Source organism: Thalassospira xianhensis MCCC 1A02616 (genome assembly GCF_003326475.1).
In the GTDB taxonomy this organism is placed as follows: domain Bacteria; phylum Pseudomonadota; class Alphaproteobacteria; order Rhodospirillales; family Thalassospiraceae; genus Thalassospira; species Thalassospira xianhensis.
Window position 1 is genome coordinate 48601 of sequence record NZ_JPWA01000015.1, and the last position, 23986, is coordinate 72586.

General features: G+C 56.5%; 22 protein-coding genes. 11 read left to right on the plus strand and 11 right to left on the minus strand.

Annotated features, from left to right (window positions below):
- Window positions 1-83 precede the first annotated feature (83 nt).
- Window positions 84-1475, plus strand: coding sequence for a class II fumarate hydratase (gene fumC, locus TH5_RS13430; RefSeq protein ID WP_114122300.1), 1392 nt, complete (start codon window positions 84-86; stop codon window positions 1473-1475).
- 49 nt (window positions 1476-1524) lie between these two features.
- Here the strand turns inward: fumC and TH5_RS25510 are convergent, their stop codons facing one another.
- The gene (locus TH5_RS25510; RefSeq protein WP_167443551.1) at window positions 1525-1998 is read right to left on the minus strand and encodes a DUF2867 domain-containing protein; all 474 of its coding nucleotides are present in this window, start codon (window positions 1996-1998) and stop codon (window positions 1525-1527) included.
- 121 nt (window positions 1999-2119) lie between these two features.
- Here TH5_RS25510 and TH5_RS25515 point away from each other — a divergent pair, with 121 nt between their 5' ends.
- The 4 genes from TH5_RS25515 (at window position 2120) to TH5_RS13450 (ending at window position 4484) form a co-directional block, all read left to right on the plus strand.
- On the plus strand, window positions 2120-2593 hold the full coding sequence (locus TH5_RS25515) for a DUF2946 family protein (protein ID WP_167443552.1): 474 nt from the start codon (window positions 2120-2122) through the stop codon (window positions 2591-2593).
- A gap of 76 nt (window positions 2594-2669) precedes the next feature.
- Entirely contained in the window at window positions 2670-3176 is a 507-nt protein-coding gene (locus TH5_RS13440) for a copper chaperone PCu(A)C (protein WP_231858229.1), read from the plus strand.
- Window positions 3177-3283: 107 nt separating this feature from the next.
- Entirely contained in the window at window positions 3284-3787 is a 504-nt protein-coding gene (locus TH5_RS13445) for a cupin domain-containing protein (protein ID WP_114122341.1), read from the plus strand.
- Window positions 3788-3836: 49 nt separating this feature from the next.
- Window positions 3837-4484 (plus strand): LysE family translocator, encoded by a 648-nt coding sequence (locus tag TH5_RS13450; protein WP_114122302.1) that lies wholly within the window; start codon window positions 3837-3839, stop codon window positions 4482-4484.
- Between the two features lie 105 nt (window positions 4485-4589).
- Here TH5_RS13450 and TH5_RS13455 read toward each other — a convergent pair whose 3' ends face one another.
- The 8 genes from TH5_RS13455 to tldD form a co-directional block, all read right to left on the minus strand.
- Window positions 4590-5582 carry a peptide ABC transporter ATP-binding protein gene (locus tag TH5_RS13455; protein WP_114122303.1) on the minus strand — a complete coding sequence of 331 codons (993 nt, stop codon included), beginning with the start codon at window positions 5580-5582 and terminating at the stop codon, window positions 4590-4592.
- On the minus strand, window positions 5582-6583 hold the full coding sequence (dppD, locus tag TH5_RS13460) for a dipeptide ABC transporter ATP-binding protein (RefSeq protein WP_062951479.1): 1002 nt from the start codon (window positions 6581-6583) through the stop codon (window positions 5582-5584). Before dppD ends, TH5_RS13455 begins: the two co-directional genes overlap by 1 nt.
- Window positions 6584-6586: 3 nt before the next feature.
- Window positions 6587-7528, minus strand: coding sequence for an ABC transporter permease subunit (locus TH5_RS13465; RefSeq protein ID WP_208638448.1), 942 nt, complete (start codon window positions 7526-7528; stop codon window positions 6587-6589).
- A gap of 13 nt (window positions 7529-7541) precedes the next feature.
- Window positions 7542-8552 (minus strand): ABC transporter permease subunit, encoded by a 1011-nt coding sequence (locus TH5_RS13470; protein WP_037991198.1) that lies wholly within the window; start codon window positions 8550-8552, stop codon window positions 7542-7544.
- A gap of 116 nt (window positions 8553-8668) precedes the next feature.
- Complete coding sequence (locus TH5_RS13475; protein WP_037991195.1) at window positions 8669-10276, minus strand: ABC transporter substrate-binding protein; 1608 nt, start codon at window positions 10274-10276, stop codon at window positions 8669-8671.
- A 400-nt stretch (window positions 10277-10676) separates the two neighbouring features.
- Complete coding sequence (locus TH5_RS13480) at window positions 10677-11702, minus strand: threonine aldolase family protein (RefSeq protein WP_114122304.1); 1026 nt, start codon at window positions 11700-11702, stop codon at window positions 10677-10679.
- A 102-nt stretch (window positions 11703-11804) separates the two neighbouring features.
- Window positions 11805-12818, minus strand: a complete 1014-nt coding sequence (locus tag TH5_RS13485; protein ID WP_114122343.1) for a threonine aldolase family protein — start codon at window positions 12816-12818, stop codon at window positions 11805-11807.
- A gap of 95 nt (window positions 12819-12913) precedes the next feature.
- A complete protein-coding gene (tldD, locus tag TH5_RS13490; RefSeq protein ID WP_007091177.1) occupies window positions 12914-14347 on the minus strand; it encodes a metalloprotease TldD in 1434 nt (477 codons plus the stop codon).
- A 225-nt stretch (window positions 14348-14572) separates the two neighbouring features.
- Here tldD and TH5_RS13495 point away from each other — a divergent pair, with 225 nt between their 5' ends.
- Both TH5_RS13495 and TH5_RS13500 read left to right on the plus strand, forming a co-directional pair.
- Window positions 14573-15841: a DUF3422 family protein gene (locus TH5_RS13495; RefSeq protein ID WP_114122305.1), complete on the plus strand. Its 1269-nt coding sequence runs from the start codon at window positions 14573-14575 to the stop codon at window positions 15839-15841.
- Between the two features lie 174 nt (window positions 15842-16015).
- Complete coding sequence (locus TH5_RS13500; RefSeq protein WP_114122306.1) at window positions 16016-17551, plus strand: Fic family protein; 1536 nt, start codon at window positions 16016-16018, stop codon at window positions 17549-17551.
- A gap of 317 nt (window positions 17552-17868) precedes the next feature.
- Here TH5_RS13500 and TH5_RS13505 read toward each other — a convergent pair whose 3' ends face one another.
- Window positions 17869-18345: a hypothetical protein gene (locus TH5_RS13505; protein ID WP_114122307.1), complete on the minus strand. Its 477-nt coding sequence runs from the start codon at window positions 18343-18345 to the stop codon at window positions 17869-17871.
- 116 nt (window positions 18346-18461) lie between these two features.
- Window positions 18462-19538 carry a COX15/CtaA family protein gene (locus TH5_RS13510; protein WP_244204914.1) on the minus strand — a complete coding sequence of 359 codons (1077 nt, stop codon included), beginning with the start codon at window positions 19536-19538 and terminating at the stop codon, window positions 18462-18464.
- Window positions 19539-19796: 258 nt separating this feature from the next.
- Between TH5_RS13510 and TH5_RS13515 the strand changes: the two genes are divergently transcribed.
- The 4 genes from TH5_RS13515 to TH5_RS13530 all read left to right on the plus strand — a co-directional run bounded on the left by TH5_RS13515 (window position 19797) and on the right by TH5_RS13530 (window position 23966).
- On the plus strand, window positions 19797-20354 hold the full coding sequence (locus tag TH5_RS13515) for a precorrin-2 dehydrogenase/sirohydrochlorin ferrochelatase family protein (protein WP_062951485.1): 558 nt from the start codon (window positions 19797-19799) through the stop codon (window positions 20352-20354).
- A complete protein-coding gene (locus TH5_RS13520) occupies window positions 20354-21097 on the plus strand; it encodes a phosphoadenylyl-sulfate reductase (protein WP_385968519.1) in 744 nt (247 codons plus the stop codon). The genes TH5_RS13515 and TH5_RS13520 overlap by 1 nt, the downstream gene beginning before the upstream one ends.
- 267 nt (window positions 21098-21364) lie before the next feature.
- Window positions 21365-22696, plus strand: coding sequence for a TackOD1 domain-containing metal-binding protein (locus TH5_RS13525; protein WP_114122309.1), 1332 nt, complete (start codon window positions 21365-21367; stop codon window positions 22694-22696).
- Window positions 22686-23966 (plus strand): glycosyltransferase family 2 protein, encoded by a 1281-nt coding sequence (locus TH5_RS13530; RefSeq protein WP_114122310.1) that lies wholly within the window; start codon window positions 22686-22688, stop codon window positions 23964-23966. The genes TH5_RS13525 and TH5_RS13530 overlap by 11 nt, the downstream gene beginning before the upstream one ends.
- The last annotated feature ends 20 nt before the right edge of the window (window positions 23967-23986 follow it).

A 23986-nucleotide genomic window follows, 5' to 3' on the forward strand; every position in this document is an offset into this window, starting at 1 on the left:
CCATATTCGGGAACGGCAAAAGATAGTTGCCAGCCGGGTTCCCGCCCCGGTCAGTATGTTTTCTGACACGGAGGATTTCTATCGTGACCAATCCAGTGACCACCCGCACCGAACAGGACACCATGGGCAGCATCGACGTGCCTGCGGACCGGTATTGGGGGGCGCAAACCCAGCGATCCAAACAGAATTTCCGCATCGGGGGCGAACGCATGCCCGATGCGCTGATCCGGGCATTCGGGATCCAGAAACTTGCCGCCGCGCGCGCCAATGCAGCCCTTGGCAATCTGGATGCAGACCTTGCGAAGGCAATCGAGGCAGCCGCGCGCGAAGTCGCCGATGGCAAGCTTCTTGATCACTTCCCGCTTGTCGTCTGGCAGACCGGCAGTGGCACCCAGACCAACATGAATGCCAACGAGGTCATCGCCAACCGTGCCTGTGAAATCCTTGGCAAGCCGATGGGCAAACGTGACCCGGTTCACCCCAACGATCATGTCAATCGCGGCCAGTCGTCCAACGACAGCTTCCCGGCCGCCATGCATATCGCCGCCGTGGTCGAGATCGAAGAAAACCTGAAACCGGCCCTTGCCCATTTGCGAAGTGCCCTTGATGCCAAGGTCAAAGCCTTTGCAGATATCGTCAAAATTGGCCGCACCCACATGCAGGATGCAGTACCCCTGACACTGGGGCAGGAATTTTCGGGCTATGCCGCCCAGATCGCCCTTGGCCTTGATCGTATTGATGATGCGCTGGTTCGGCTTCGCAAACTGGCGCAGGGTGGCACGGCGCTTGGCACCGGCCTGAATGCCCCAAAGGGCTTTGACGTCGAATTTGCCAAACAGGTTTCGACAATCACCGGGCTTAAATTCGAAACGGCGGCCAACAAGTTCGAAGCCCTTGCCGCCCACGATGCCTGTGTTGAAATGTCGGGTGTGCTGAACGTTCTGGCGACGTCGCTGATGAAGATCGGCAACGATATCCGCCTGCTGGGTTCCGGTCCGCGTTGCGGGCTTGGTGAACTGGTCCTGCCCGCGAACGAGCCGGGATCATCGATCATGCCGGGCAAGGTCAACCCGACCCAGGCCGAAGCCCTCACCATGGTCTGCGCGCAGGTTATCGGCAACCATGTTGCGGTAACGGTTGGTGGGTCAAACGGTCATCTGGATCTGAACGTGTTCAAGCCGGTGATCATTTATAACCTGCTGCAATCGATCCGCCTGATCGCCGATGCCTCGGTCAGCTTTGCCGATAACTGCGTTGTCGGCCTTGAAGCCGATCAGGAAAAAATCGATCACTATGTCGAACAAAGCCTGATGCTGGTGACCGCCCTTGCACCCCATATCGGCTATGACAACGCCGCCGCCGTCGCCAAAAAGGCGCACAAGGATCGCAGCAGCCTTAAGGAAGCAACCATTGCGCTCGGCTTCCTTGACGGGGCGAAGTTCGATGAACTGGTCCGGGCACGGGATATGATCTGATTTGATGGGATGACGCGGGCCGGTTTTGACCGGCCCGTTCTTTATCCGCCTATCGGGATGCGAACGCGCCGTTTAGCATCGCGGGCACGATTGCCTTATGAAACGGCATGATGCTGCCAAGATACACCCGACCCAGCATATTGTGCCGCCGGATAAGGGTGCTGGACCGGATCACCGTCTGCCCGCACTGGAATTTTTCGACCTCTACCGTCAGACGAAAATCCAGATGTCTGTCATCCATGCCCAGCACGATGAAATCGTCCCCGCGCTCAATCACCGGGAAAAGGCCGATGACGTTGGCATCTGGCTCCGGCCCGGTTTTAAGCCCCAGCGGCCGGACCATCATGTTACGCAGTGCCAGCAGATAACCCATCCAGACCGGCCGGCCATCCATGATCTTTTGCGCGGCTTGTTCGGGTGTGATGTCGGGATCGTCAATCGTGATCGCAAAACTGTCTGCCCAATCGGCATCGACCATTGCTGGATGGGGCAGGGATATCGGAACAGCCATTGCGTACGGCAAAAACGTATCCTTTCGATCAGCCTGGATCAGCTTTTTCGGCAGTGATCGTGCCCCAATTGTCATCCTGCGGCAATGATATATCTCATTGTCGCGGGGGGTAAATTCGGGCATACCCAATTCCATGCTTATTCGCACCAAACCGAAGCTGTCACATACGAATATCCGGGCCGCGGGCAAACTCCTGCGTGTCTGGCTGCTGGCGGTTGTCATCCTGATGACCGGGGTGACGCAATCGGGTTTCGTGACCGCACTTCTGGGTGGGGGCAGTGGCGGCGGGTTAACCGCCATTACCGGGGCAAATGCCGCACCCGGTGGCGATCTGATTTTCATCTGCACGGCGGATGGGGTGCGCGCAGTATCGTTTGGCGACGCCACACCCGATGCTGCATCCCAAAATTCCGGCGGGCATTCTGCAGGTCATGGTTTCTGTTCGCTCTGCGCGTCCCATCATGGGGCGATGGTAAATCTGGGCGTGCCGTTTGGTGCGCCGGTTTCAATCATCCATGATGCCGAATATGCGCAAGCCCGCCTGATTGCCACCACGATCACGTTGCCGCGTACGCGCTATTCCCGCGCACCACCGTATTCCATCTGATTTCCCGATACACCCGAAATCAAATCACCGGTGTGATGCAACCAATCCACACCGGATCAGGATGGAAACAAAGATCATGAAAAAACTGTTTGCTGTTATTGCGACCCTGGCCGGTCTGTTTGCCGCGACCCAGGCGTTTGCCGCCGATATCGAAATCAAGGATGCCTGGGCCAAGGCATCGCTTGGCAAGGTGCCGAATGGCGCGGCCTTCCTGACGGTGGAAAATACCGGCATGGCGGATCGCATTGTCGGGGTGAAATCCGATCTGGCCGATAAAACCGAACTGCACACGCATATCATGGAAAACAACGTCATGAAGATGCGCCCGGTCGAAGGCGGGATCGATGTGCCGATGCATGGTGAACTGATGTTCAAACCGGGCAGCTATCACGTCATGCTGATCGGCCTGCACAAGCCGCTGGTCGAAGGTGAAAAAATCGACGTAACGCTGACCTTTGAAAAGGCGGGCGACATACCGGTGACCATTGATGTGATGGGGTCAATGTCCAAAGGCCCGCACGGCGATGCCGGGATGGATCACGGCGACATGAAAATGGGCGATCAGGAACACAAGGGCCACTAAGTCCTCGTTTCGCATATGTCCAAATTATACGGGGGAACGGTTTGCACCGTTCCCCTTTTTTGTCATGATGGTTGGCAATCATCCAATCCATGCAGGGAAGTGCCATCATGCCCCATGATTTCACCATCGAAAGCCTGATCGAAAAACTCGGCCTGCAACCTCATCCGGAAGGCGGCTTTTATGCGGAAACATTCCGCGCGCTGGAAACCTGCAATCCGGGCAACCGGTATCTTGGCGTGCGATCAACGGGGACCGCGATCTATTACCTGCTGACCCCTGATACCTTCTCGGGCATGCATATCCTGACCAGTGACGAGATTTTCCATCATTACCTTGGCGATCCGGTTGAACAGCTCCAACTTTATGCCGATGGCAGTCACCGGCGGGTTGAAATCGGCAATGACCTGCTGGCGGGGCAGAAACCGCAAATGATTGTGCCGAAAAATGTCTGGCAGGGCGCGCGCCTTAAACCCGGTGGCAAATTTTCCCTTCTGGGCTGTACGGTGGCGCCCGGTTTTGATTTCGCCGATTTTGCGATGGGCAAACGGGCCGACCTGTCGTCGAAATGGCCGGCTGCGGCAACCATGATTGCCGCCTTGACGCGCGACTGAATTTCGGGCGCAATCAGCCGGTCACCAATTTTTCACAGGACTTCCCGAAATGCAGCTTGATACATGGTTGCTGTTTTCCGGCGCTGCCTTGGCGCTTTCGATGGCCCCCGGACCGAATAATCTTCTCGCGATGTTCAATGGCGCGCGTCACGGCGTTGCGTCGGCCGCCATCGGCGGGGCGGGCCGACTGCTTGCTTTTGCCCTGATGATTGTGGTGACGGCCATGGGGCTTGGCGTGGTGCTTGCCGCCAGCGAAACCGCCTTCATGATCATCAAATGGGGTGGGGCGATCTATCTGGTTTATCTTGGCCTCAAAAGCTGGCGGACCAAGGTTGCCGAACCGGAGATTCCCGGTGATAGCGTCGGTTTTGTCGCCCATCCCGGTGCGATGTCATTGGCCCGGACGGAATTCCTGACCGCGATTGGCAATCCCAAGGCGATCCTGATCTTTACCGCCTTCTTCCCGCAATTCCTTGATCAGGCCGGTTCATACGGCCCGCAATTTGCGATCATGGGCGTGACCTTCATCGCGATGGAGGCCTGTGTTCTTCTGGGATACGGGCTGGTCGGCGGGCAGGTAAAGGGACTGATCCGTTCCGCACGTCACATGCGCTGGCTTAACCGCATTAGCGGCAGCCTTCTGATCGCCGCAGGGGTGCTGCTGGCCTTAACGGACCGGACGCGTAGTACCGCCTGATCGGAAATCTCGGAAAAGTTATCTTCCAAATGCTCAGGGGCGCGCTGGTTAAAGCGCGCCCCCTTGCTCCCTTGTCTACCCGGATATCCGGGCGATCGCCTGTTTTCAGGCGATTTCTTCGACCCGATGGCAAGCCACCTCGCGGCCTTCATACATGCGCAATTCAGGGCGAACCTGTGCGCAATGGTCGGTCGCGAACGGGCAGCGTTTATGAAACGCACAGCCCGACGGCGGATTGATCGGTGAAGGCAGTTCACCGGTAAGCGGCTCTGCCTTGACGCGATGCGCCGGATCGATCTTTGGTGCCGATGCCAGAAGCGCCCTTGTATAGGGATGCAGCGGTTTGGCAAAGATTTCTTCGGTCGGTCCCTTTTCAGCGACGCGCCCCAAATACATCACCATGACGTCATCTGCAATATGGCGAACAACAGAAAGGTCGTGCGAGATGAAGACATAGGCGACATTCATCTCTTCCTGCAGGTCCATCATCAGGTTCAGAACCTGTGCCTGGACCGATACGTCAAGGGCGGAAACCGGTTCATCGGCAACGATGACTTTCGGTTCAAGGATCAGCGCGCGCGCAATCGCGATACGCTGACGCTGCCCGCCCGAAAACATATGCGGATAGCGCCCGTAAAATTCGGGGCGCAGGCCAACCTTGGCCATGGTATCGCGCACACGTTCCTCGCGCTCCTTGCGGCCGAGATCCATGTTCAGCAACACCGGCTCGCCAAGGATCTGGCCGACCTTCTTGCGCGGGTTCAGCGACCCGTAAGGGTTCTGGAAGATCATCTGAACCGTGCGACGGAACAGTTTGGCTTCCTTGTCGCTCAGATCACCAACCGCTTCGCCGTTGATTTTGAGCTGTCCGGCGCTGGGCTTTTCAATCAGGGTCAGCTGACGGCCAAGCGTGGACTTGCCGCAACCGGACTCGCCAACAACCGCCAGCGTTTTCTTGGCTTCCAGCGTAAAGGAAACACCATCAAGCGCCTTGACCATCGCACTGGGTTTGCCAAGACCGCGGCTGACTTCGTAGTGACGGACAAGATCATCGGATTCCAGCAGCGGAACACCGGGTTTTGCATCAAGGAAGCTCATTACACGGTCTCCCCGGTTGTCTGGCCGGTCGGCTGGCCGTGGTCGTCAAGCGGATAGAAGCAACGCACATCGCGCCCGTTATAGGCACCAACATCGGGGCGTTCGACAACGCAACGATCATTGGCATAACGGCAACGCGGCGCCAGAAGACAGCCCGCCGGGCGGTCATACTGACCCGGAACCACACCGGGGATGGTGCGCAGGCGATCATGGCCTTCGGAACGTTCCGGCAATGCCTCAAGCAACGCCTGGGTATAGGGATGGCGCGGGGCGGCAAAGATGCTGTCAGCCGGGCCACTTTCAAACAGCTGACCGGCATACATCACCTGAATGCGATCAGCCGCTTCCGATACCAGTGCCAGATCGTGCGTGATCAGGATCAGGGCCATATCGCTATCGTCCTGCAATTTCAGCAGCAGGTCGATGATCTGGGCCTGAATGGTCACGTCAAGGGCGGTGGTCGGTTCATCGGCAATCAGCAGGCGCGGATTGCAGGCAATTGCCATCGCAATCACGATACGCTGGCTCATCCCGCCCGAAAGTTGATGGGGATAGGCCGTCATGCGTGATTTCGGATCGGGAATACCAACCTGGTTCAGAAGGTCAAGCGTACGTTCACGCCGCTCCTTTTTTGAACCACCTTCATGGACTTTCAGGGCTTCCATGATCTGGGCTTCAACCGTGAAGCACGGATTAAGCGCCGACATCGGATCCTGAAAGATCATGCCGATATCCTTGCCCGTAATCGCACGGCGCTTGCCGGGCGACATCGTCAGCAGGTCCTGACCATCAAAGGTCAGGCTGTCGGCAGTGACACGACCGGGGAAGTCGATCAGGCCCATAACGGCAAGCGAGGATACGGATTTACCCGACCCGGACTCACCGACGATGCCAAGGACTTCACCGCGATCAACGGAATAGCTTACATTATCAACAGCACGGAACGGCCGGTCTTCGGAGCCGAACTCGACTGTCAGGTTTTTAACTTCGAGAAGAGCCATGACTTACCGCTTCATCTTGGGATCAAGGGCATCGCGCAGACCATCACCCATCAGGTTGAAGGCAAGCACGGTGACGAGGATGCAAAGGCCGGGGAAGGTGATCACCCACCATGCCGATCCCACGAATTCGCGGGCTTCGGCCAGCATGGTGCCCCATTCCGGCAGCGGCGGCTGCGCGCCAAGGCCAAGGAAGCCAAGGGCCGCAGCATCAAGGATGGCACTGGAAATGCCCAATGTGCCCTGAACGATCAGGGGTGCCATGCAGTTCGGCAGGATATTGACGAACATCTGGCGGATATGACCGGCACCGGCAATCTGCGATGCGATGACATATTCCTTGTTCAGTTCCGACACCACCGATGCACGCGACAGGCGCACATAATGCGGCAACTGGACAATCGCAATCGCCAGCATGGCGTTTTCAAGCCCCGGGCCGAGGATCGCGACAATCGCCATCGCCATGATCAGGCTGGGCAGGGCCAGCATGGTATCCATCATGCGCATGATGCCGACTTCGATCCAGCCGCGGAAATATCCCGCAACCAGTCCAAGAATGATACCGGCGATCATTGAAATGATCACGACGAATACGCCGATGGTCACCGAAAGCTGCGCACCATGGATCAGACGTGACAGGATGTCGCGGCCAACCGCGTCAGTGCCAAGAATATAGCGCGGATCGGCACCTTCCATCCAGATCGGCGGTTTCAGGAACGCGGTGCGGTCCTGTGCAATCGGATCAAACGGGGCAATCCACTGGGCGAATGCCGCCATGAACAGGATAAAGCAGATGACGATCAGCCCGACATAAGCGCCACGGTTCTTGCGGAAATAATTCCACGTTTCCATGAACGGGCTGGGCGGATTGATCTTCTGGTCCTCGACGGCCACCACTTCGGCTGCTGCCGTTTCGGGGGTGGTCGATTGGGTATTCTGGTTTGTCATTTCCCGTGCCCCCTTAACGCTTGTGCCGGATGCGGGGATTGATCACCCCATACATCAGATCGACGAACAGATTGACCCCCATAACCACGAAGGCAATCATCAGGATGCCGCCCTGGATGGTCGGGTAATCGCGGCGGTTCAACGCCTCGACAATCCATTTGCCAATACCGGGCCACGAGAAAATGGTTTCAGTCAGAATTGCACCGGCAAACAGCACACCGACCTGAAGGCCGATCACCGTAATCACCGGGATCAGGGCATTGCGCAGCGCATGGACCATGATCACCCGCATCGGGGCCAGGCCCTTGGCGCGCGCCACCCGGATATATTCCTCGCCCAGAACTTCAAGCATCGAGGAACGTGTCATACGCGCAATCACGGCCATCGGAATGGTGCCAAGCGCAATCGTCGGCAGGATCAGATGACGGAGCGCACTGATAAACGCGCCTTTTTCATCGCTGAGCAATGTGTCGATCAACATGAAACCGGTGGTCGGCTCGATGTAATACATGATCGACAGGCGACCGGAAACCGGGGTCCAGCCCAGCGTCGTCGAAAAGAACATGATCAGTAACAGCGCCCACCAGAAGATGGGCATTGAATATCCTGTCAGCGATAAACTCATGGTCAGGTGGTCAAGCCACTTTCCCCTGTTGATCGCGGCAATAACCCCCAATGGCAAACCGACAATGATCGCAAACAATATTCCCGCGATGGAAAGTTCAATCGTTGCCGGGAACAGGGTCGCGAATTCTTCGATCACCGGACGCTTGGTGACGAAGGATTCACCAAGATCACCCTGCAAAACGCCGCCAAGATAGTCGAAATACTGAACGACAAGCGGTCTGTCGAAACCATATTCCTTTTGCAGTTCGGCGTATCGTTCGGGACTGATACTGCGCTCGCCTGCTCGCATTTGGATCGGGTCGCTCGGGATCAGGTGAATCATCAGAAACACCAGAATGGTAACGCCAAAGAAGGTCGGTATGACGTCACCCAAACGGCGTAAAAGGAAACCTAGCATGCCATTGGGCCTTTTTAGCATCCGCGCGCAATGCCTGCGGGCGGACATCTCTCTCTATTGCGGAATTGCAAAGAGGCCCGGAAAACCGGGCCTCTTCGGCAAGGTGTAGGGGCGTCTTATTCTTTGATATCGACGCCGTAGAAGATGTGACCGCCAAACGGATCGATCTTGTAGTCGACAACTTCGTTACGGATCGGTTCGAAAACGATCGAGTGCGCGATGGTTGCCCACGGTGCTTCGCGTTTGAAGACGGTCTGGGCTTCTTCGTACAGACGGGTACGTTCAAGAACATCCGAAGTGGTTTTCGCCTGCTGAATCAGGCTGTCGAATTCCTCGTTGCACCACTGTGCACGGTTTGCACTGCCAACGGCATCGCAACCCAGCAGAACAGCAAGGAAGTTGTCGGGGTCACCGTTGTCGCCGGTCCAGCCGAGCATGAAGCTGCCCTGTTCACCATTTTTGGTGCGCTCAAGGTATTCGCCCCACTCGTAGGAAACGATTTCGGCATTCACGCCAATCGCGGCCCAGTCAGCCTGAACGAGTTCAGCCATACGGCGTGCGTTCGGGTTGTAGGGACGCTGTACCGGCATGGCCCAGATATCGGTGGTGAAACCATCCGGATAACCGGCTTCTGCCAGCAATTTCTTGGCTGCTTCCGGATCATACGGATCGTCAACGGTATCGTTGTTGTACGACCAGATGGTCGGCGGAATCGGGTTTTTGGCGGCAACGCCTGCACCCTGATAAACACCCTCGATGATGGCGGCTTTGTTGATCGCCATGTTCAGTGCCTTACGGACACGTGCATCGGTGAACGGCTCTTTCTTGGTGTTGTAACCAAGATAACCGACGTTCAGACCTTCCTGACTCATCAGGTTGATGTCGCCATCGGCTTCCATCGCTTCCAGATCAGCCGGGTTCGGGTACGGCATGACATGGCATTCGCCGGCTTTCAGCTTCTGGTAACGAACCGTGCTGTCCGGGGTGATGGCAAAGATCAGGTTATCGATCGGTGCCTTGCCTTCCCAGTATTCCGGGAACGCTTTGTAACGGATGACCGCATCTTTCTGATACTGGACAACCTGGAACGGACCGGTACCGACCGGGTTCAGGTCGATCTGTTCCGGCGTACCGGCAGCCATCAGCTGATCGGCATATTCACCCGACAGGATGGATGCGAAATCCATCGCCATGTTGGCAATGAACGGTGCTTCCGGACGGTTCAGAACGAATTTGACGGTGTAATCGTCAACCTTGACGATGTCCTTGATCAGTTCGCCCATGGACATCGAGTTGAAATACTCGTAACCGCCACCCGAAACCGCATGGTACGGATGGTCTTTGTCCCACTGGCGACGGAACGAGAAGATCACGTCGTCTGCGTTGAAATCGCGGGTCGGGGTGAAGGCATCGGTGGTCTGGAATTTAACGCCTTTACGCAGGTTAAAGGTGTATTCCGTGCCATCGGCCGATACGTCCCAGCTGGTTGCAAGGCCCGGAACGATGGTGGTCGTGCCGCGCTTGAACTGTACCAGACGGTTGAATACCTGACGCGAGGTGGCGTCAAAGGTGGTACCCGCGGTGTAAAGCTGCGGGTTGAAGCCTTCCGGGCTTCCTTCCGAGCAATAAACCAGGGTTTTTGCCGAAGCGGCAGTCGGAGCAGCAAGCGCAGTCGCTGCAAGCAGACCTGCACCGATCGCCGCTTTGACGAAATTCGCTTTCATATAAGATGCCTCCCTCAAGGCTGGCCCAAACAATTTGCACGGGTGGCTGCTGGCCTTGAACGGCTCATGCATTGCAATTTGTGCAAAGGGTCGGGCGGGTTTACCCGATCCAACAGTTATGTTGGCAATCGACGAGGGAAAATAATCAGGGTTTCTGCGTATCGTCAACGTTTCCTGCGGGGTTCTACGTAGGACGACCTGATCGGATGAATGATGAATTTATGTCAAGTGTCTGTTATTTTTATGAAATTGTCCCCCACAATCGGGTATGGGAGCCGTGCATTTTTTTCGGGGCTACTGATGACCAAACGGAAAAACACATAAAGCTAACGTGCTTTTCCGTCCGATCTATCTTCTTGAAATTTCTAGATTCGTTTGATTGCTGAACCACTTACACGGGTCAATTGCGCGTAATGCGATCATTAAGTTCACTGATTTGCGCGATATCCGTGTTCCACGCCGTCACAAATCGGTAAATATCCGCTCCCAATGACGGCCACGGATGGAATAACGCGCCGGCATCACGCATCCGTTGCGCAAGCTCCGGTGCAAGCCTGACAAAAAGCTCGTTACCCTCGACCGCATGCGCCAAAGTCGCCCCATGCGACACCAGCATGTCACAAAGGGTTCTGGCCGCCCCGTTGGCATGGCGCGCATTGCGCAGCCAAAGATCATCCTTCACATAGGCCAGAAGCTGTGACGCCAGATAGCGATGCTTGGAATAAAGATGTCCGCTGCGTTTGCGGGCCTGTTCGACCCTGCCGCGCAGTGACGTATCAAACAGGACAATCGCATCAACCGCCTGCGCACCGTTTTTGGTTGCCCCAAAGCTGATCGCATCAACACCGGCCTTCCACGTGATATCCGCCGGGTGGCAGCCCAGATGGGCAACCGCATTGGCAAACCGCGCCCCATCCATGAAAAGCCGCAGGTCGCGCTTTTTGCAGATCGCGCCAATGGCGGCGACTTCATCGGCGGTGTAAACCGTGCCCAGTTCGGTCGCCTGCGTGATCGCAACGCATTCCGGGGCCACCGAATGCACCCCGCGATCCACCCGGCTTGCCAGAAAGGCATCCAGATTGTCGGCTTCAAGCTTTGCCGCCGGACCATCAACCGGCATCAGCTTCGCCCCGCCGGTAAAGAAGGCAACGCCGGTGCTTTCATCTTCGTTGATATGGGCCTCGTGATGGCAGACGATGCCGCCAAACGGCGATACCAGTGCCGACAGGCTGATGCAGTTTGCTGCGGTCCCGGTGGCAACCGGAACAACCGCGACCTCACGGTCAAACAATTCGGAAAAGGCCGCGTCAAGCTGACGGCTGGTTTCATCCGCCCCATAGGCCGGCGCATTGCCATAGGCTTCGTGCTCCAGCGCGCTCAGGATTTCCGGGCACAGGGGCGATACATTGTCAGAGGCAAAATTCATCGAACGGGTCCGTGTCTTGTGGTGGCGTCCATAGGGTGCGGGGACTGCCCCGCAACCTGACCAACCTTTATCACACGCGATCCGTTCGAATGGCAATGATGCCTATAGTGTTTCGGGTAACGCGCGGATCGCCTCAATCGGGCTGTTCCAGCCGCTAACAAAGCGAAACGCATCCGGCCCGACCGCGGGCCATGGCCGAAAGACCAGCCCGGCCTTGCGCAACCGTTCGGCCAGATCGTCATTCATATGCACGAACAGCTCGTTACCCTGCGGGGTGAATGCCGCACGCGCACCAAGGGTTTCAAGCGACTGGCAAAGGGCGCTTGCGGCCTGATTGGCATGGCGCGCATTGCGCAGCCAAAGATCATCCTTCACATAGGCCAGAAGCTGTGCCGCCAGATAGCGATGCTTGGAAAACAGATGCCCACCGCGTTTGCGCGCCTTTTCGACCCTTGCGTGCAATGACGGGTCAAACAGGATGATCGCATCAACCGCCATCGCCCCGTTCTTGGTGGCGCCAAAACTTAAAACATCAAGCCCCGCCTTCCAGGTGATATCGGCCGGATGGCAGCCAAGGGCGGCAATCGCATTGGCAAATCGCGCCCCGTCCATGAAAAACTTCATGCCATGCGCCTTGGCGACCCTGCCAATCGCCTGCACCTCATCAACGTCATAGATCGTGCCGAATTCGGTCGCCTGCGTGATGGCAACACATTCCGGGTCAACCGAATGCATGCCATGGGTGTTTTCGCGGGTTAAAAACGCATCAAGTGTCTCGGGCAACAGCTTCGCCGATGGCCCGTCCATGGTCAGAAGCTTCGCCCCGTTGCCATAAAACGCCACCCCGGTCGATTCCGTCCGGTTGATATGTGCCTGATGATGGCAGGCCACCCCGCCAAACGGCGACACCAGTGCCGACAATCCGACAAGATTGGCCGCCGTCCCCGTCGCTACCGGCACCACCGCAACTTCTTTGCCAAACAGATCCGAAAACGCGCCATCAAGCTGCTGGCTTGCCGCGTCCGCACCATAGGGCAGGGCGGGATCACTGGCCTCGCCAATCGCGGCAAGGATTTCCGGGCAGATCGGTGACACGTTATCAGACGAAAAGTTCATCGGGGCCTCGTTATCAATGGTGGCGATGGGCAAATAAAAAGCCTGCTTACGGTTTAACGCAAGCAGGCTTTGAAATCATACTGGCATTCTGCACGCTAAACGGCGGTGCCGCCAACGGTCAGGCCATCAATGCGAAGTGTTGGCTGACCAACGCCAACCGGCACACCCTGGCCATCCTTGCCACACGTTCCGATCCCGTCATCAAGCTTCATGTCATTGCCGATCATGGAAACCTTGGTCAGGCTGTCGGGGCCATTGCCAATCAGGGTCGCACCCTTGACCGGTGCGCCAAGCTTGCCGTTTTCGATCAGATAGGCCTCGGATGCGGAAAACACGAACTTGCCCGATGTGATATCGACCTGGCCGCCGCCGAAATTGACCGCATAAATGCCTTTCTTGACCGACGCCAGGATTTCGCCCGGGTCCTTGTCACCGCCCAGCATATAGGTATTGGTCATGCGCGGCATTGGCGCATGGGCATAGGATTGCCGACGACCATTGCCGGTGGATTTCACCCCGGTCAGGCGCGCATTCAGGCGGTCCTGCATGAAGCCCTTCAGGATGCCATCCTCGATCAGGACCGTGCGCTGGGTCGGGGTGCCTTCATCATCAATCGAAAGCGACCCGCGGCGATCATGGATCGTGCCGTCATCAACAACCGTGACACCCGGCGATGCAATCCGCTGGCCAAGCAAACCGGCAAAGGCCGATGTGCCCTTGCGGTTAAAGTCGCCCTCAAGCCCGTGGCCGATGGCTTCATGCAGCAAAATCCCCGGCCAGCCCGGACCAAGCACCACGGTCATCTCGCCCGCGGGGGCGGCAACCGATTCAAGGTTCAGCGTCGCCTGACGCAATGCTTCGTCAACTGCGGATTTCCAGCTTTTTTCCTCAAAGAACCCGTCATAGCCAATGCGTCCGCCCTGACCATGCGATCCGGTTTCCATGCGGTCGCCCTGCTTGACGACGACCGATACGTTAAACCGCACCAGCGGGCGAATATCGCCAATCCGCTGCCCGCCGCTGCGCCAGATCTGTACTGCCTGCCAGTTGCCCGAAATCGATGCGGAAACCTGCACTACGCGCGGGTCCTTGGCGCGCGCATAGGCATCGATCTTGCCCAGCAGATCAACCTTCGCCTCAAACGTGGCTTCGCCCAGCGGATTGACATCGGAATAAAGCGACACATTGGTGCCGATTGATCCCAGATCGACCTTGCCCGACCGGCCATTGCCAACTGCCTTGACGGTCTCGGCCGCACGGCCAACCGCGTCATTGGAAAGTTCGTTGGAATGCGAAAAGGCGGTGGCTTCATCGGCAACCGCGCGCAGGCCAAAACCCTGTGCGGTGTCGAAGTTGGCACTGCGCAGGCGGCCATCATCCCATGTCAGGCTTTCGGATTGCCGGTATTCAAGGAAAAGTTCCCCGTCTTCCGCCGCACCCAGCGCGTCATTAACCTGCTTTTCAAGCCGGTCGCGATCAAGGTCGCCATTGGCGAAAAACAGGCTGTCGGTTTTGCTCAGATCGGTCATGAAACCTCCTTGCGGGCGTGCCGGATGGCAACAGATGGGCGACGGGCGGCCAGTTTTGGCCAAGCGGGCGATTTTCGCCTGTAAGTTAAAGCATTTGTGACAGTATTTTCCCTTACGTTTTCAGGGCTATCTGCCACCTTGGACTTTCGTCTATACAGAACGTGTCGGGGCGTGCCCCGAAGGCTCTATATAGACCGCAATGGCCAATTATGAAAGCCCGTGGCAATGTTTGTTGAACATCCCCAGCGTGTCGCCCTTCATAACGAAATCCATGCCCGCCCGTTTGGCGGGGTACAAAGCCCGGCCCGCTGCACCTGCATCGCCTTTCACGCGGGCGAGGAACTTGATACCGATGTCCGCGATCATTTTCAGGGCTTCTGCCAGCGATACAGCCTGACACCCCCGGCACCCGATCAGAAATATTACGAAGCCCAGTGCGACGGTTTTTCCGTCATCTGGGAACGCCATGCGGAATTCACGGTCTATGTCTTCAAACGGCAGGCCGCCTTTGATCATCCGTTTGATGACCTGGTCATCAACCTGATCCCGCAGGACTGGCTTGAAGCCACGCCGGGGCAGCTTCTGGTGGGCTTGCACATCGCGATGGACCGCGATGAACGCTCGTCTGATGAAGTATCGCGCCTGTTTGATCATAACGGCCTGACCGGCAGCCGCGTTTTGGGTGGCACGGCAATGGTCTGGACCGATTTTCGCCTGCATGGCGATGGCTTTGGCCGCATCCTGATCCGCGATCAGGGCCTCGAAGTCCTGCAGGCCGGTCGTCTGATCCAGCGGCTCAAGGAAATCGAGGTTTATCGCATGATGGCGTTGCTGGCCTTTCCGCTGGCCCATTGCGCAACGCCCAAGGTCTCGGAAATCGATACCCGCCTGTCATCGATCACCGCCGAAATGGCCAGCAAATCGCACACCGACGACGAAGGCACCCTGCAAAAACTGACCGACCTTGCCGCCCAGACCGAAGAAATGGCCGCATCGCTGAATTACCGGTTCAGTGCCGCGCGCGCCTATTACCGCATCCTGCAGGCCCGCCTCGTCGAACTGCGCGAGGAACGGGTCGAAGGCCTGCAAACCATGACCGAATTCATGGAACGCCGTCTGGCCCCGGCCATGCGCACCTGCCAGAATATCGGGGATCGCCTCGAAGTCCTCTCAAAACGGGTGGCCCGTGCCAACAACCTTCTGCGCACGCGGGTCGATATCCTGCTCGAAGCCCAAAACCGCGACCTGCTCGCCAGCATGGACCGCCGCGTCAAACTGCAACTCCGCCTGCAACAAACCGTCGAAGGCCTGTCGGTGGCGGCGATCACCTATTACGCCGTCGGACTTCTGGGATATCTGTTCAAGGCGCTAAAGGATACCGGCCTTCCAATCAACGACCGCGTCGCCACCGGCCTCGCCGTGCCGGTCGTCCTTGCCGCCATCTGGATATCCATGCGCCGGATCAGGAAGGCGCTACATCGGGATGACGGGTGAGGGGCTTGGAAGTCCCTTTTTATTGCGCTTGCGATTGAATTACGATGGATGAGCTTATTTTTTAGCATAATGCGACATCTGCGAATGTTTTACGACAAAGCTTGATAAGAATATTTTTCGACATTATCCTATTAAATAGAAAGAAATACGACATTCGCGAAAGATTTACGACATATGCAGTTCGTTCCGGCGGCGCCTCCCGCATTTCAAGATGAGCTTGTCCCCGAGGGAACGACGCTTGTCGGCCTGTCTGCGCTTGTTTATGCACTTGATGTGCAGGCTCCTGTGCGCGTTGCATGCTGTGTCTCGGAAAAACACATACGAGGTGGCTCCAGGGTTGAAGGAGGCTGGAAAGTCTTCGATAAACGGTTCTTGCTAGGCGAGACGTTCGGGGATCACCTCACCTTTGCGCTTAAACATGAAGCCATAGATTTACTGGTTCTCAAGCGGGTGTTTGACGCCATCGACCCGAGTGAGATGGAAGCCTTTGTGTTGTCTACGCCCACCGGTGTGCCGTCGCGGCGCGCATGGCTTCTGTATGAGACACTCACTGGCAATCAATTAGACGTGCCGGACGCGCCAAATGTTGCCTTTGTTGATCTTCTCGACCCAAAGGCGTATTTCACGGCACAGCCCAGACCGTCCAAGCGTCACAAAGTGCGCGATAACCTGCTTGGAAATGCACGGTTTTGTCCTGTCATTCGTCGTACGCCAGCTTTAGAAGATTTCTGCACATTGATGCTGGCCGATAAAGCAAATGAGACCGTGGGGCGAATAGGCAAGCATATCATCGCACGCGCGGCGAGCTTTATGCTTTTGGCCGACAGTCGTGCCAGCTTTGAGATCGAAGGAGAGCGTCCGCCCAGAAGTCGTCTTGAACGGTGGGGCAAGGCGGTTCAGCAAGCGGGCAAGACCCCACTTGATATGAGAGAAATCATTCGTCTTCACGGTGTTCTGATTGAAGATAAACGATTCATTCAGGTTGGTCTTCGCCAGGACGGGGTTTTCTTGGGCGAGCGGGACCGGTATGGGGAGCCACTTCCCGAATTTATAGGAGCGCGTCCCGACGATCTCGAAAACTTGACCGAAGGCCTGATCGAGGCAAACACGCGTATGCGTGAGGCGGGCCTTGACGCCGTTCTTCAAGCCGCGGCAACGGCCTTCGGATTCGTGTACGTTCACCCCCATGAAGATGGTAACGGGCGTCTTCATCGCTGCTTGATCCAGCATGTGCTGGCAGAGCGCAAGTTCACACCTCCGGGCATGGTGTTCCCCGTGTCGTCGGTCATGCTTGATCGGATTGATGCTTACAAGGCCACGCTTCAAGGACATTCAGGCCCGTTGATGCGCTACATTGAGTGGAAGCCGACACCAGAGCGTAATGTCGAGGTGTTAAACGATACCGCTGACTTATATCGCTATTATGATTGCACCGATGAGGCCGAGTTTCTTTATGCTTGTGTGCGTCACACGGTTGAGCACGACCTCCCGCGCGAAATTGATTACCTCCGCCGACATGATGAGGCCATGAGGGCCATTATGGAGGCAATAGAAATGCCCGATAGGCTCGCAGAGGACTTCATTATGTTTATGCGCCAGAATCAATGGGAACTCCCCAAACGCCGCCGAAGCAAGGAATTTGAAGCTTTGACAGATACGGAAGTGTCTATGCTGGAGAATATCGTGCGAGATGCCTTTGAAAGCGCATAAGCTTGGGGGTGCTGCAAAGAGTTATGCGAAACTGGTTCTTGGCTACCAAGCCGTTGCGCCTAAGGCTGTGCGAGATCGTTGCCGATACCAAAATGAGGGCATGGGCTGCCCCTGATTGTACTTATTTCAGGGGATGTGAAAAAAAGGGGACAGTCCCCTTTTGCTCGAAAGCAGAACCTCGTTGGGAAAGTACTTTGCTAACAACTGGGCGGAAAGCGACATGGATTTTCGATATCGCAGGTCATAGCATTACATTAGGCGGCATGAGTTGGTTGGTAAGCTCCTACGTATACGTTACGTAACTTAGCTCCCTAACGTTAAACGTTAACGTTAGGGAAGGTCAGAGCCGGTTCGAGTGGGTTTCTGGTTTCGCCTGTGTCCAGATTGAATTCCCAAATCTCTACACCTTCTGGGATGAGATGTATGTAGGTTTTCACATAGTAGTCAGCCAATGACATTTCTCGTTTCGTGCTCACATTACGTAGAACGAACAATATCTTTCGGTATTGTTTGGGGGCGAGATGGAGAAAGTACATCTCTTGATTCCATGTCGTCATCTTAGCGCTGGGAACTTTATCGCCTTCAGTCCATGTGTGGGACTTGCATTCAACAATAATTGAATGTTCATGTGAGCCTAGGTCGAAATTGTGTTTCTTGCCTGCTCGATTTGTGACCGAAATCTCCAACGGAAAATTCCGCCCATGTTTAAGGAAGTAGTCTTGAGCAGCCAGCTCGAACTCTTTTCCTGCATGTGCGTTGCTTATTGCGCCCAAGCGTTGGTGCGGCTTATTCATTTCGCGAGCTTTACTTCTGAGTGCAGGCCTAATGCAAAAAACGGGAAAGAAAAGGGGATAGATTTATTTTTGAGATGCCGGATTCTGGATCTGTGCATGCTCTGCCATTAACCCCTTCAAGCACTCCGGTCTCCCGACAACCTGTAAACAGCATAAGTCATCGCGCCCACAAGCACCACCGCGCCCGCCTGATGCGCCACACCCAGCGGCAACCACACCACACTCAGCAGTGTTGAAATCCCCAGTGTCACTTGAAGGCAAACCGCGGCCAGCACCAGCTGCGTGGCAAGGCGTTGCTGCGGTGTCAGGTTCCATTTCCCGGCCCGCCACCAGAACAGGATCACCATGACAAAGGTCAGTTTCGCCAGCCACCGGTGATCCCACTGCACCGTCATATGGTCCTCAAACGGGGCCAGCCATGCGGGGCTATAGACAAACAGCCCGTCGGGGATCAGTTGCCCGTCCATCAACGGGAAGGTGTTATAGGTATGTCCGGCATTGATCCCGGCAACAAAGCCGCCCGAAAGGGCGGTAAACACGATCAGCGCCAGAAGCTGCCAGCCGCGTCTGGAGGCATGGGTTGAAATGCCGCGCGGGGCATACTGGTTAAACCCGACCCACATCAACGCGATGAAAATCACCAGCGCCAGACCGAAATGCGCGGTCAGGCGGTACTGGCTGACATCGGGGCGGTCGACAAGGCCGCTCATGACCATGTACCAGCCCATTGCTCCCTGTAACCCGCCAAGGATAAACAGGCCCCAAAGTTTCCATTTGGTCGCGCCATCAATGGATTTTTTGGCAAGGAACCAGACAAACGGCACAAAGAACACAACGCCAATCAACCGGCCCCAAAGCCGGTGAATGAATTCCAGCCAGAAGATCGATTTGAAATCCTCGACCGACATCCAGGCATTGATCTTCTGGAATTCCGGATACTGGCTGTATTGCTGATAAAGCGCCATCCAGTCCGCCTCGTTCATCGGCGGGATGATCCCGGTAAAGGGCCGCCATTCCACGATGGAAAGCCCGGACTCGGTCAGCCGCGTCAGGCCGCCAATCACCACCATGATGAACACCATCGCCGCCACAAAAAACAGCCACATCGCAACATTCCTGTGCGGGGTGGGGGCGATGGAACCGGTGGCCGGGGCGGGGGATGATACGCTGCTGGTTTGCTCAATCGGGGACATCGGCGGGATCTCTTTGTCATGCGAAGCGCTTAATTTCGCGCCCAATATAGGGTGAAATTTCAAAAAGTGCAGGAAAAGCTTCACCGCAACGTTTCTACGTCCGATTTCTACGTCCGGGATCGGGGCTGGATCATTGGTTTATTAACGCAATAAATAGTGTTCTATAAATATAAAACACATAAAAAATGTATTGAATTATCCGATATACACACCCATAGTCTTAATCAACCAACAGAAACTTTCTTTTGAGGATCGACGATGTTTCCCATCAATCTGGACCTTGCGCGACTGTCGGTCGCGCTGGTGGGCAACGGTCAGGCAACCCTGAACCGTTTGCGCCAGCTTGACGGTGATGGGGCGAAATACGTCACCGTTTATGCCGAAGACCCGATTGCCGAACTGGTCGACCAGGCCGGCGACCGGCTGCACCGCTATCTGCCGAACTCGGCCGATGTCAACGCGGCCGCGATCATGTTTATTGTTGATTTGCCGCACGAAAAGGCCGCCGAACTGGCCGCCATCGCCAAGGCCGTCGGCACGATCGCCAATGTCGAAGACGTCAAGGAATACTGTGATTTTTTCTCGCCGGCGCGGGTAACGCGCGGTGATCTGATGATTACGGTTTCGACCAACGGGCACAGCCCGCGTCTGGCCGGCCGTATCCGCCATGCGATTGAAAACTGGCTGGTACCCAAATGGGATCAGCGCCTGCGCGAGCTTTCCGATCAGCGTGAAAAATGGAAGGCCGATGGCGCGGATATGAAACAGCTTCTGAAAATGACGGACGATTATATCGACCGTCGGGGATGGTTGTGATGACAGTCATGCGCGAAGAAGACATTGTCACCGGCGGTTCGATGTCGGTTGAGGAAGCCGAAGTCCGCGCCGCCGACCTGCTGTCGCGATACGGCCACTTGCAGGGCATTTCCCTGATCGAACCGATGGTGCACGAGGAATTCAATGGCAAAATCACCATGACCTCGTCCTTCGGGACAGAGGCCGCGGCACTGCTCGCCCTCGTGTCCGAGGTTGATCCGAACCTGCCGGTGATCTTCCTTGATACCCGCAAGCTGTTTGGCGAAACCCATCGCTATCGTGAACAGCTCGTTGATCAGCTGGGCCTGACCAATATCCAGATCATGCGCCCGGATGAAACGCTTCTGGCAGCCGATGATCCCAACGGCATGCTGTTTGCCTCTGACACCGCCAAATGCTGCTATCTGCGCAAGGTGGAGCCATTGCAACGCGCGCTCAAGGGCTATGACGCGTGGCTGACCGGGCGCAAACGCTTCCACGGTGGCGAACGCGGGCAACTGCCCGTCATCGAAACCGCCGGAACCCGGATCAAGATCAATCCGCTGGCCGGTTACCGGCGCGAGGATATCGAAGATATCTTTGAAAACCGTGCCCTGCCGCGCCATCCGCTGGAGGCCGAAGGCTTCCTGTCAATCGGCTGCATGCCGTGCACGGATCGGGTTGATCCCAATTCATCCGATGTCCGTGCCGGTCGCTGGGCCGGGCAGGACAAGACCGAATGCGGCATTCACTACATCATCTGATCCCGTTCGGTTCAAACGGATCATCAAAAAACGGCTGCCCCGAAACGGGCGGCCGTTTTGTTTTGGTGCGAACTTATGCCGCCCAATGATTGGAATTCGTCAAATTTGTTCCTTATTTACCTGAAAAATAAAAAGGAAGTTCTTTTTGCTTGGGTGAACTAGAAGCGATCCTGATGCGTAGGGACATGTAAATCCGGTCGCCTGACGTGAACCGACACGAAGTTTACGCAGGCGAAAATAGAGATTTGGGACAAAAGGGCACATCATATGACAGCAGATCAGGCCAACGAGCTTGAAGTTCTGCCCATTGGCATGTTCGAAGACCTCCCTGAAAACATGTACCGGGTGGAAACGCCAAAAAACTTTTCCGTCATTCTGTGTGACGAACACGCAAATCTGAGCCGTGATGCGCTGATCACCCTGCGCGCGGCTGCCCGGCACGATCTTTTCCCCGTTTACTGGTTCGGGGCCAATCCGCCATCCTTTGCCGATGCCGTCTTTCCCGAAATTTCAATGCAGGCCCTGCAACTCGCATACCGGGATGCACAGGAAAAATACCGCCGGATCGGGCATGTTGCCGCCCCCCATAATGACGAGGATCGCGGGGCGCTGAACCTTCTGGCGTATCTGGTGACACGCGATATTGACGCCGTGCCCGCCTGGCATCCCGGCAGCCGCAATGCGGTGACCTATGCCCGGCTGCGGCCTGATCTCGCATCGCGCTCGCTGTTATCGCAACTCCATCGGCAGGGGATGCTGGAGCGCACCTTCTGGCGCAAGACCCATATGTGCCGCAAATGCAGTTCGGCCCGGCTGAATGTTGCCGAACATTGCCCGGAATGCCGGTCTTCAAATCTGGTGGAAACGGATATTGTCCACCATTTTTCCTGCGGTCATCAGGGGCCGCAAAATGCCTTCCAATTGACAGCGGGCGGACGGATGATCTGTCCATCCTGCGAACAGATGCTTAATCATTTCGGGGTGGATTACGATAAACCCGGCCGGGTCGAGCTGTGCCAGAACTGCCAGACCGTGACCGAGGAACCCGAAGTCAATTTTGAATGCCTTGATTGCGAAACCCTGACGCCAAGTGACGAAGCGCCACAGCATGACTGGTACCAATACAGCCTGACCTCGCTCGGGCGTGAAACCGTCATATCGGGGCGTTTGCCCGTACCCGGTCTTGAAACCGCATTGGGCAGTTTCGAGCCGTCAAAGGATTACGCAACCTTTGTCGCACTCCTTGATAACGGGCTTAGCACCGCACAGCGTTATGGCCGCCCGTTTGGCGTTTGCGCCATGCGCTTTGATCAGGGGCAGGATGACGATCACCAGCCCCGCCTTGTCAATGCCGCAAGTCGCGCAACCCTGATCAAGCTTCTGCGTGAAATCCTGCGGGATTCCGATTTTCTGTATGCAGAAGGCGAACAGATCGTCTTTGTCTTCCCCGAAACCGATGCCGGGCAGCTTGATGCCATCATCAGACGGATCGAAGACGGCCTTCGCAGAAACATGACCGATCAGCCCGAATGCCGGTTCGAAGACTGGTCGGATCGGACGGTTCGCGACATTTTGCGCGGGATACGTGATGTTCGTTGATGGTATCAATTATCTCCTGTCCTTAAGCTTCCCGGCATTCTTTGCCATGTTCTGGCATTTCTTTCTGCTCGAACTGCCGCGCTTTGTTCTGGCCGGGATTGCAGTCTGCATTGCTGCGATTTTTCGTCGGCGGTCGGTATCACCGGGGCCGCCGCTGGTGCGACCGCGCATTTCGGTCCTGCTGCCCGGCCATAACGAGGCAGAAAACCTGCCGCGCGCCATCATGTCGATGCGCGAACAGACCGTGCCCCCCGATCAGATCGTCGTGGTCGATGATGGTTCGACCGATGACAGTGTTGCGGTCGCGACCGCCCTGCAAAAGGACGGCCTGATTGATGTGGTCCGCAGCATTCAGGTTCGCGGCGGTAAATCGGCAGCCGCCAATCTTGGCCTTGCCGAATGCAGTGGCGATATCGTGATCATTGCGGACGCCGATACCACCTATGACTGCGATGCCTTTGAAAAGCTGATCGCCGGTTTCAATGATCCCAAAATCGGTGCGGTTGCCGGTAATCTTGGCGTGCGTAATCCCGATATCTCGCTTGCGACCCGCTGGCAGGCGATCCAGTACCAGATTTCCATCGGACTTGGCCGACAGGTTTCCGACATGCTTGGTGTGTTGTTCATCGTTTCGGGCGCGTTTGGCGCGTTCCGTCGACAGGCGCTTGAACAGATCGGCGGCTGGTCGGTCGGCCCGGGCGAGGATGCAGAACTGACCAACAAGATCCGCCGTGCCGGGTGGCAGGTGCAATTTGCCCCCGAAGCCTGGTGCCTGACCGATGTGCCCGAAACATTTGCCCAGCTTGCCCGGCAACGCCTGCGGTGGGACCGGTCACTGGTGCGGATGCGCTGGCGGCGGTTCCGGGTGTTTCTGGACCCGACCGATGCGCAGTTCCGCCTGTCCAATGCGCTTGGCACCATCGATATCCTGTTCTTTCAGGCCCTTCTGTCGCTGTCTTTCGTGATCTATCTGATCTGGCTGTTTGATGTTTACGGAAGCTTCGGCTGGATTATTGCGGTCGTCAATCTGCTGGCCTATTCACTGTTTGGCATTGCCGGTTTTGCCATGGCCCGGATCGCCGCCCCCAATGCGCGGGTGGCGGGGCTTTGGCCTTATGTCCTCGGTTACGGTGTGTTCAATTCGCTGTTTCTGCGTTTCGTCCGGCTGGTCGCCTGTTTTGATGAACTGATTTTCCGCCGGTCCTTTGATGACAATTATGTCCCGCGCCGGGTGCGTCATGCCGCGCGCAGATCCCGCGTCGATAATTGAAAATCAATAAGAACGAGGCT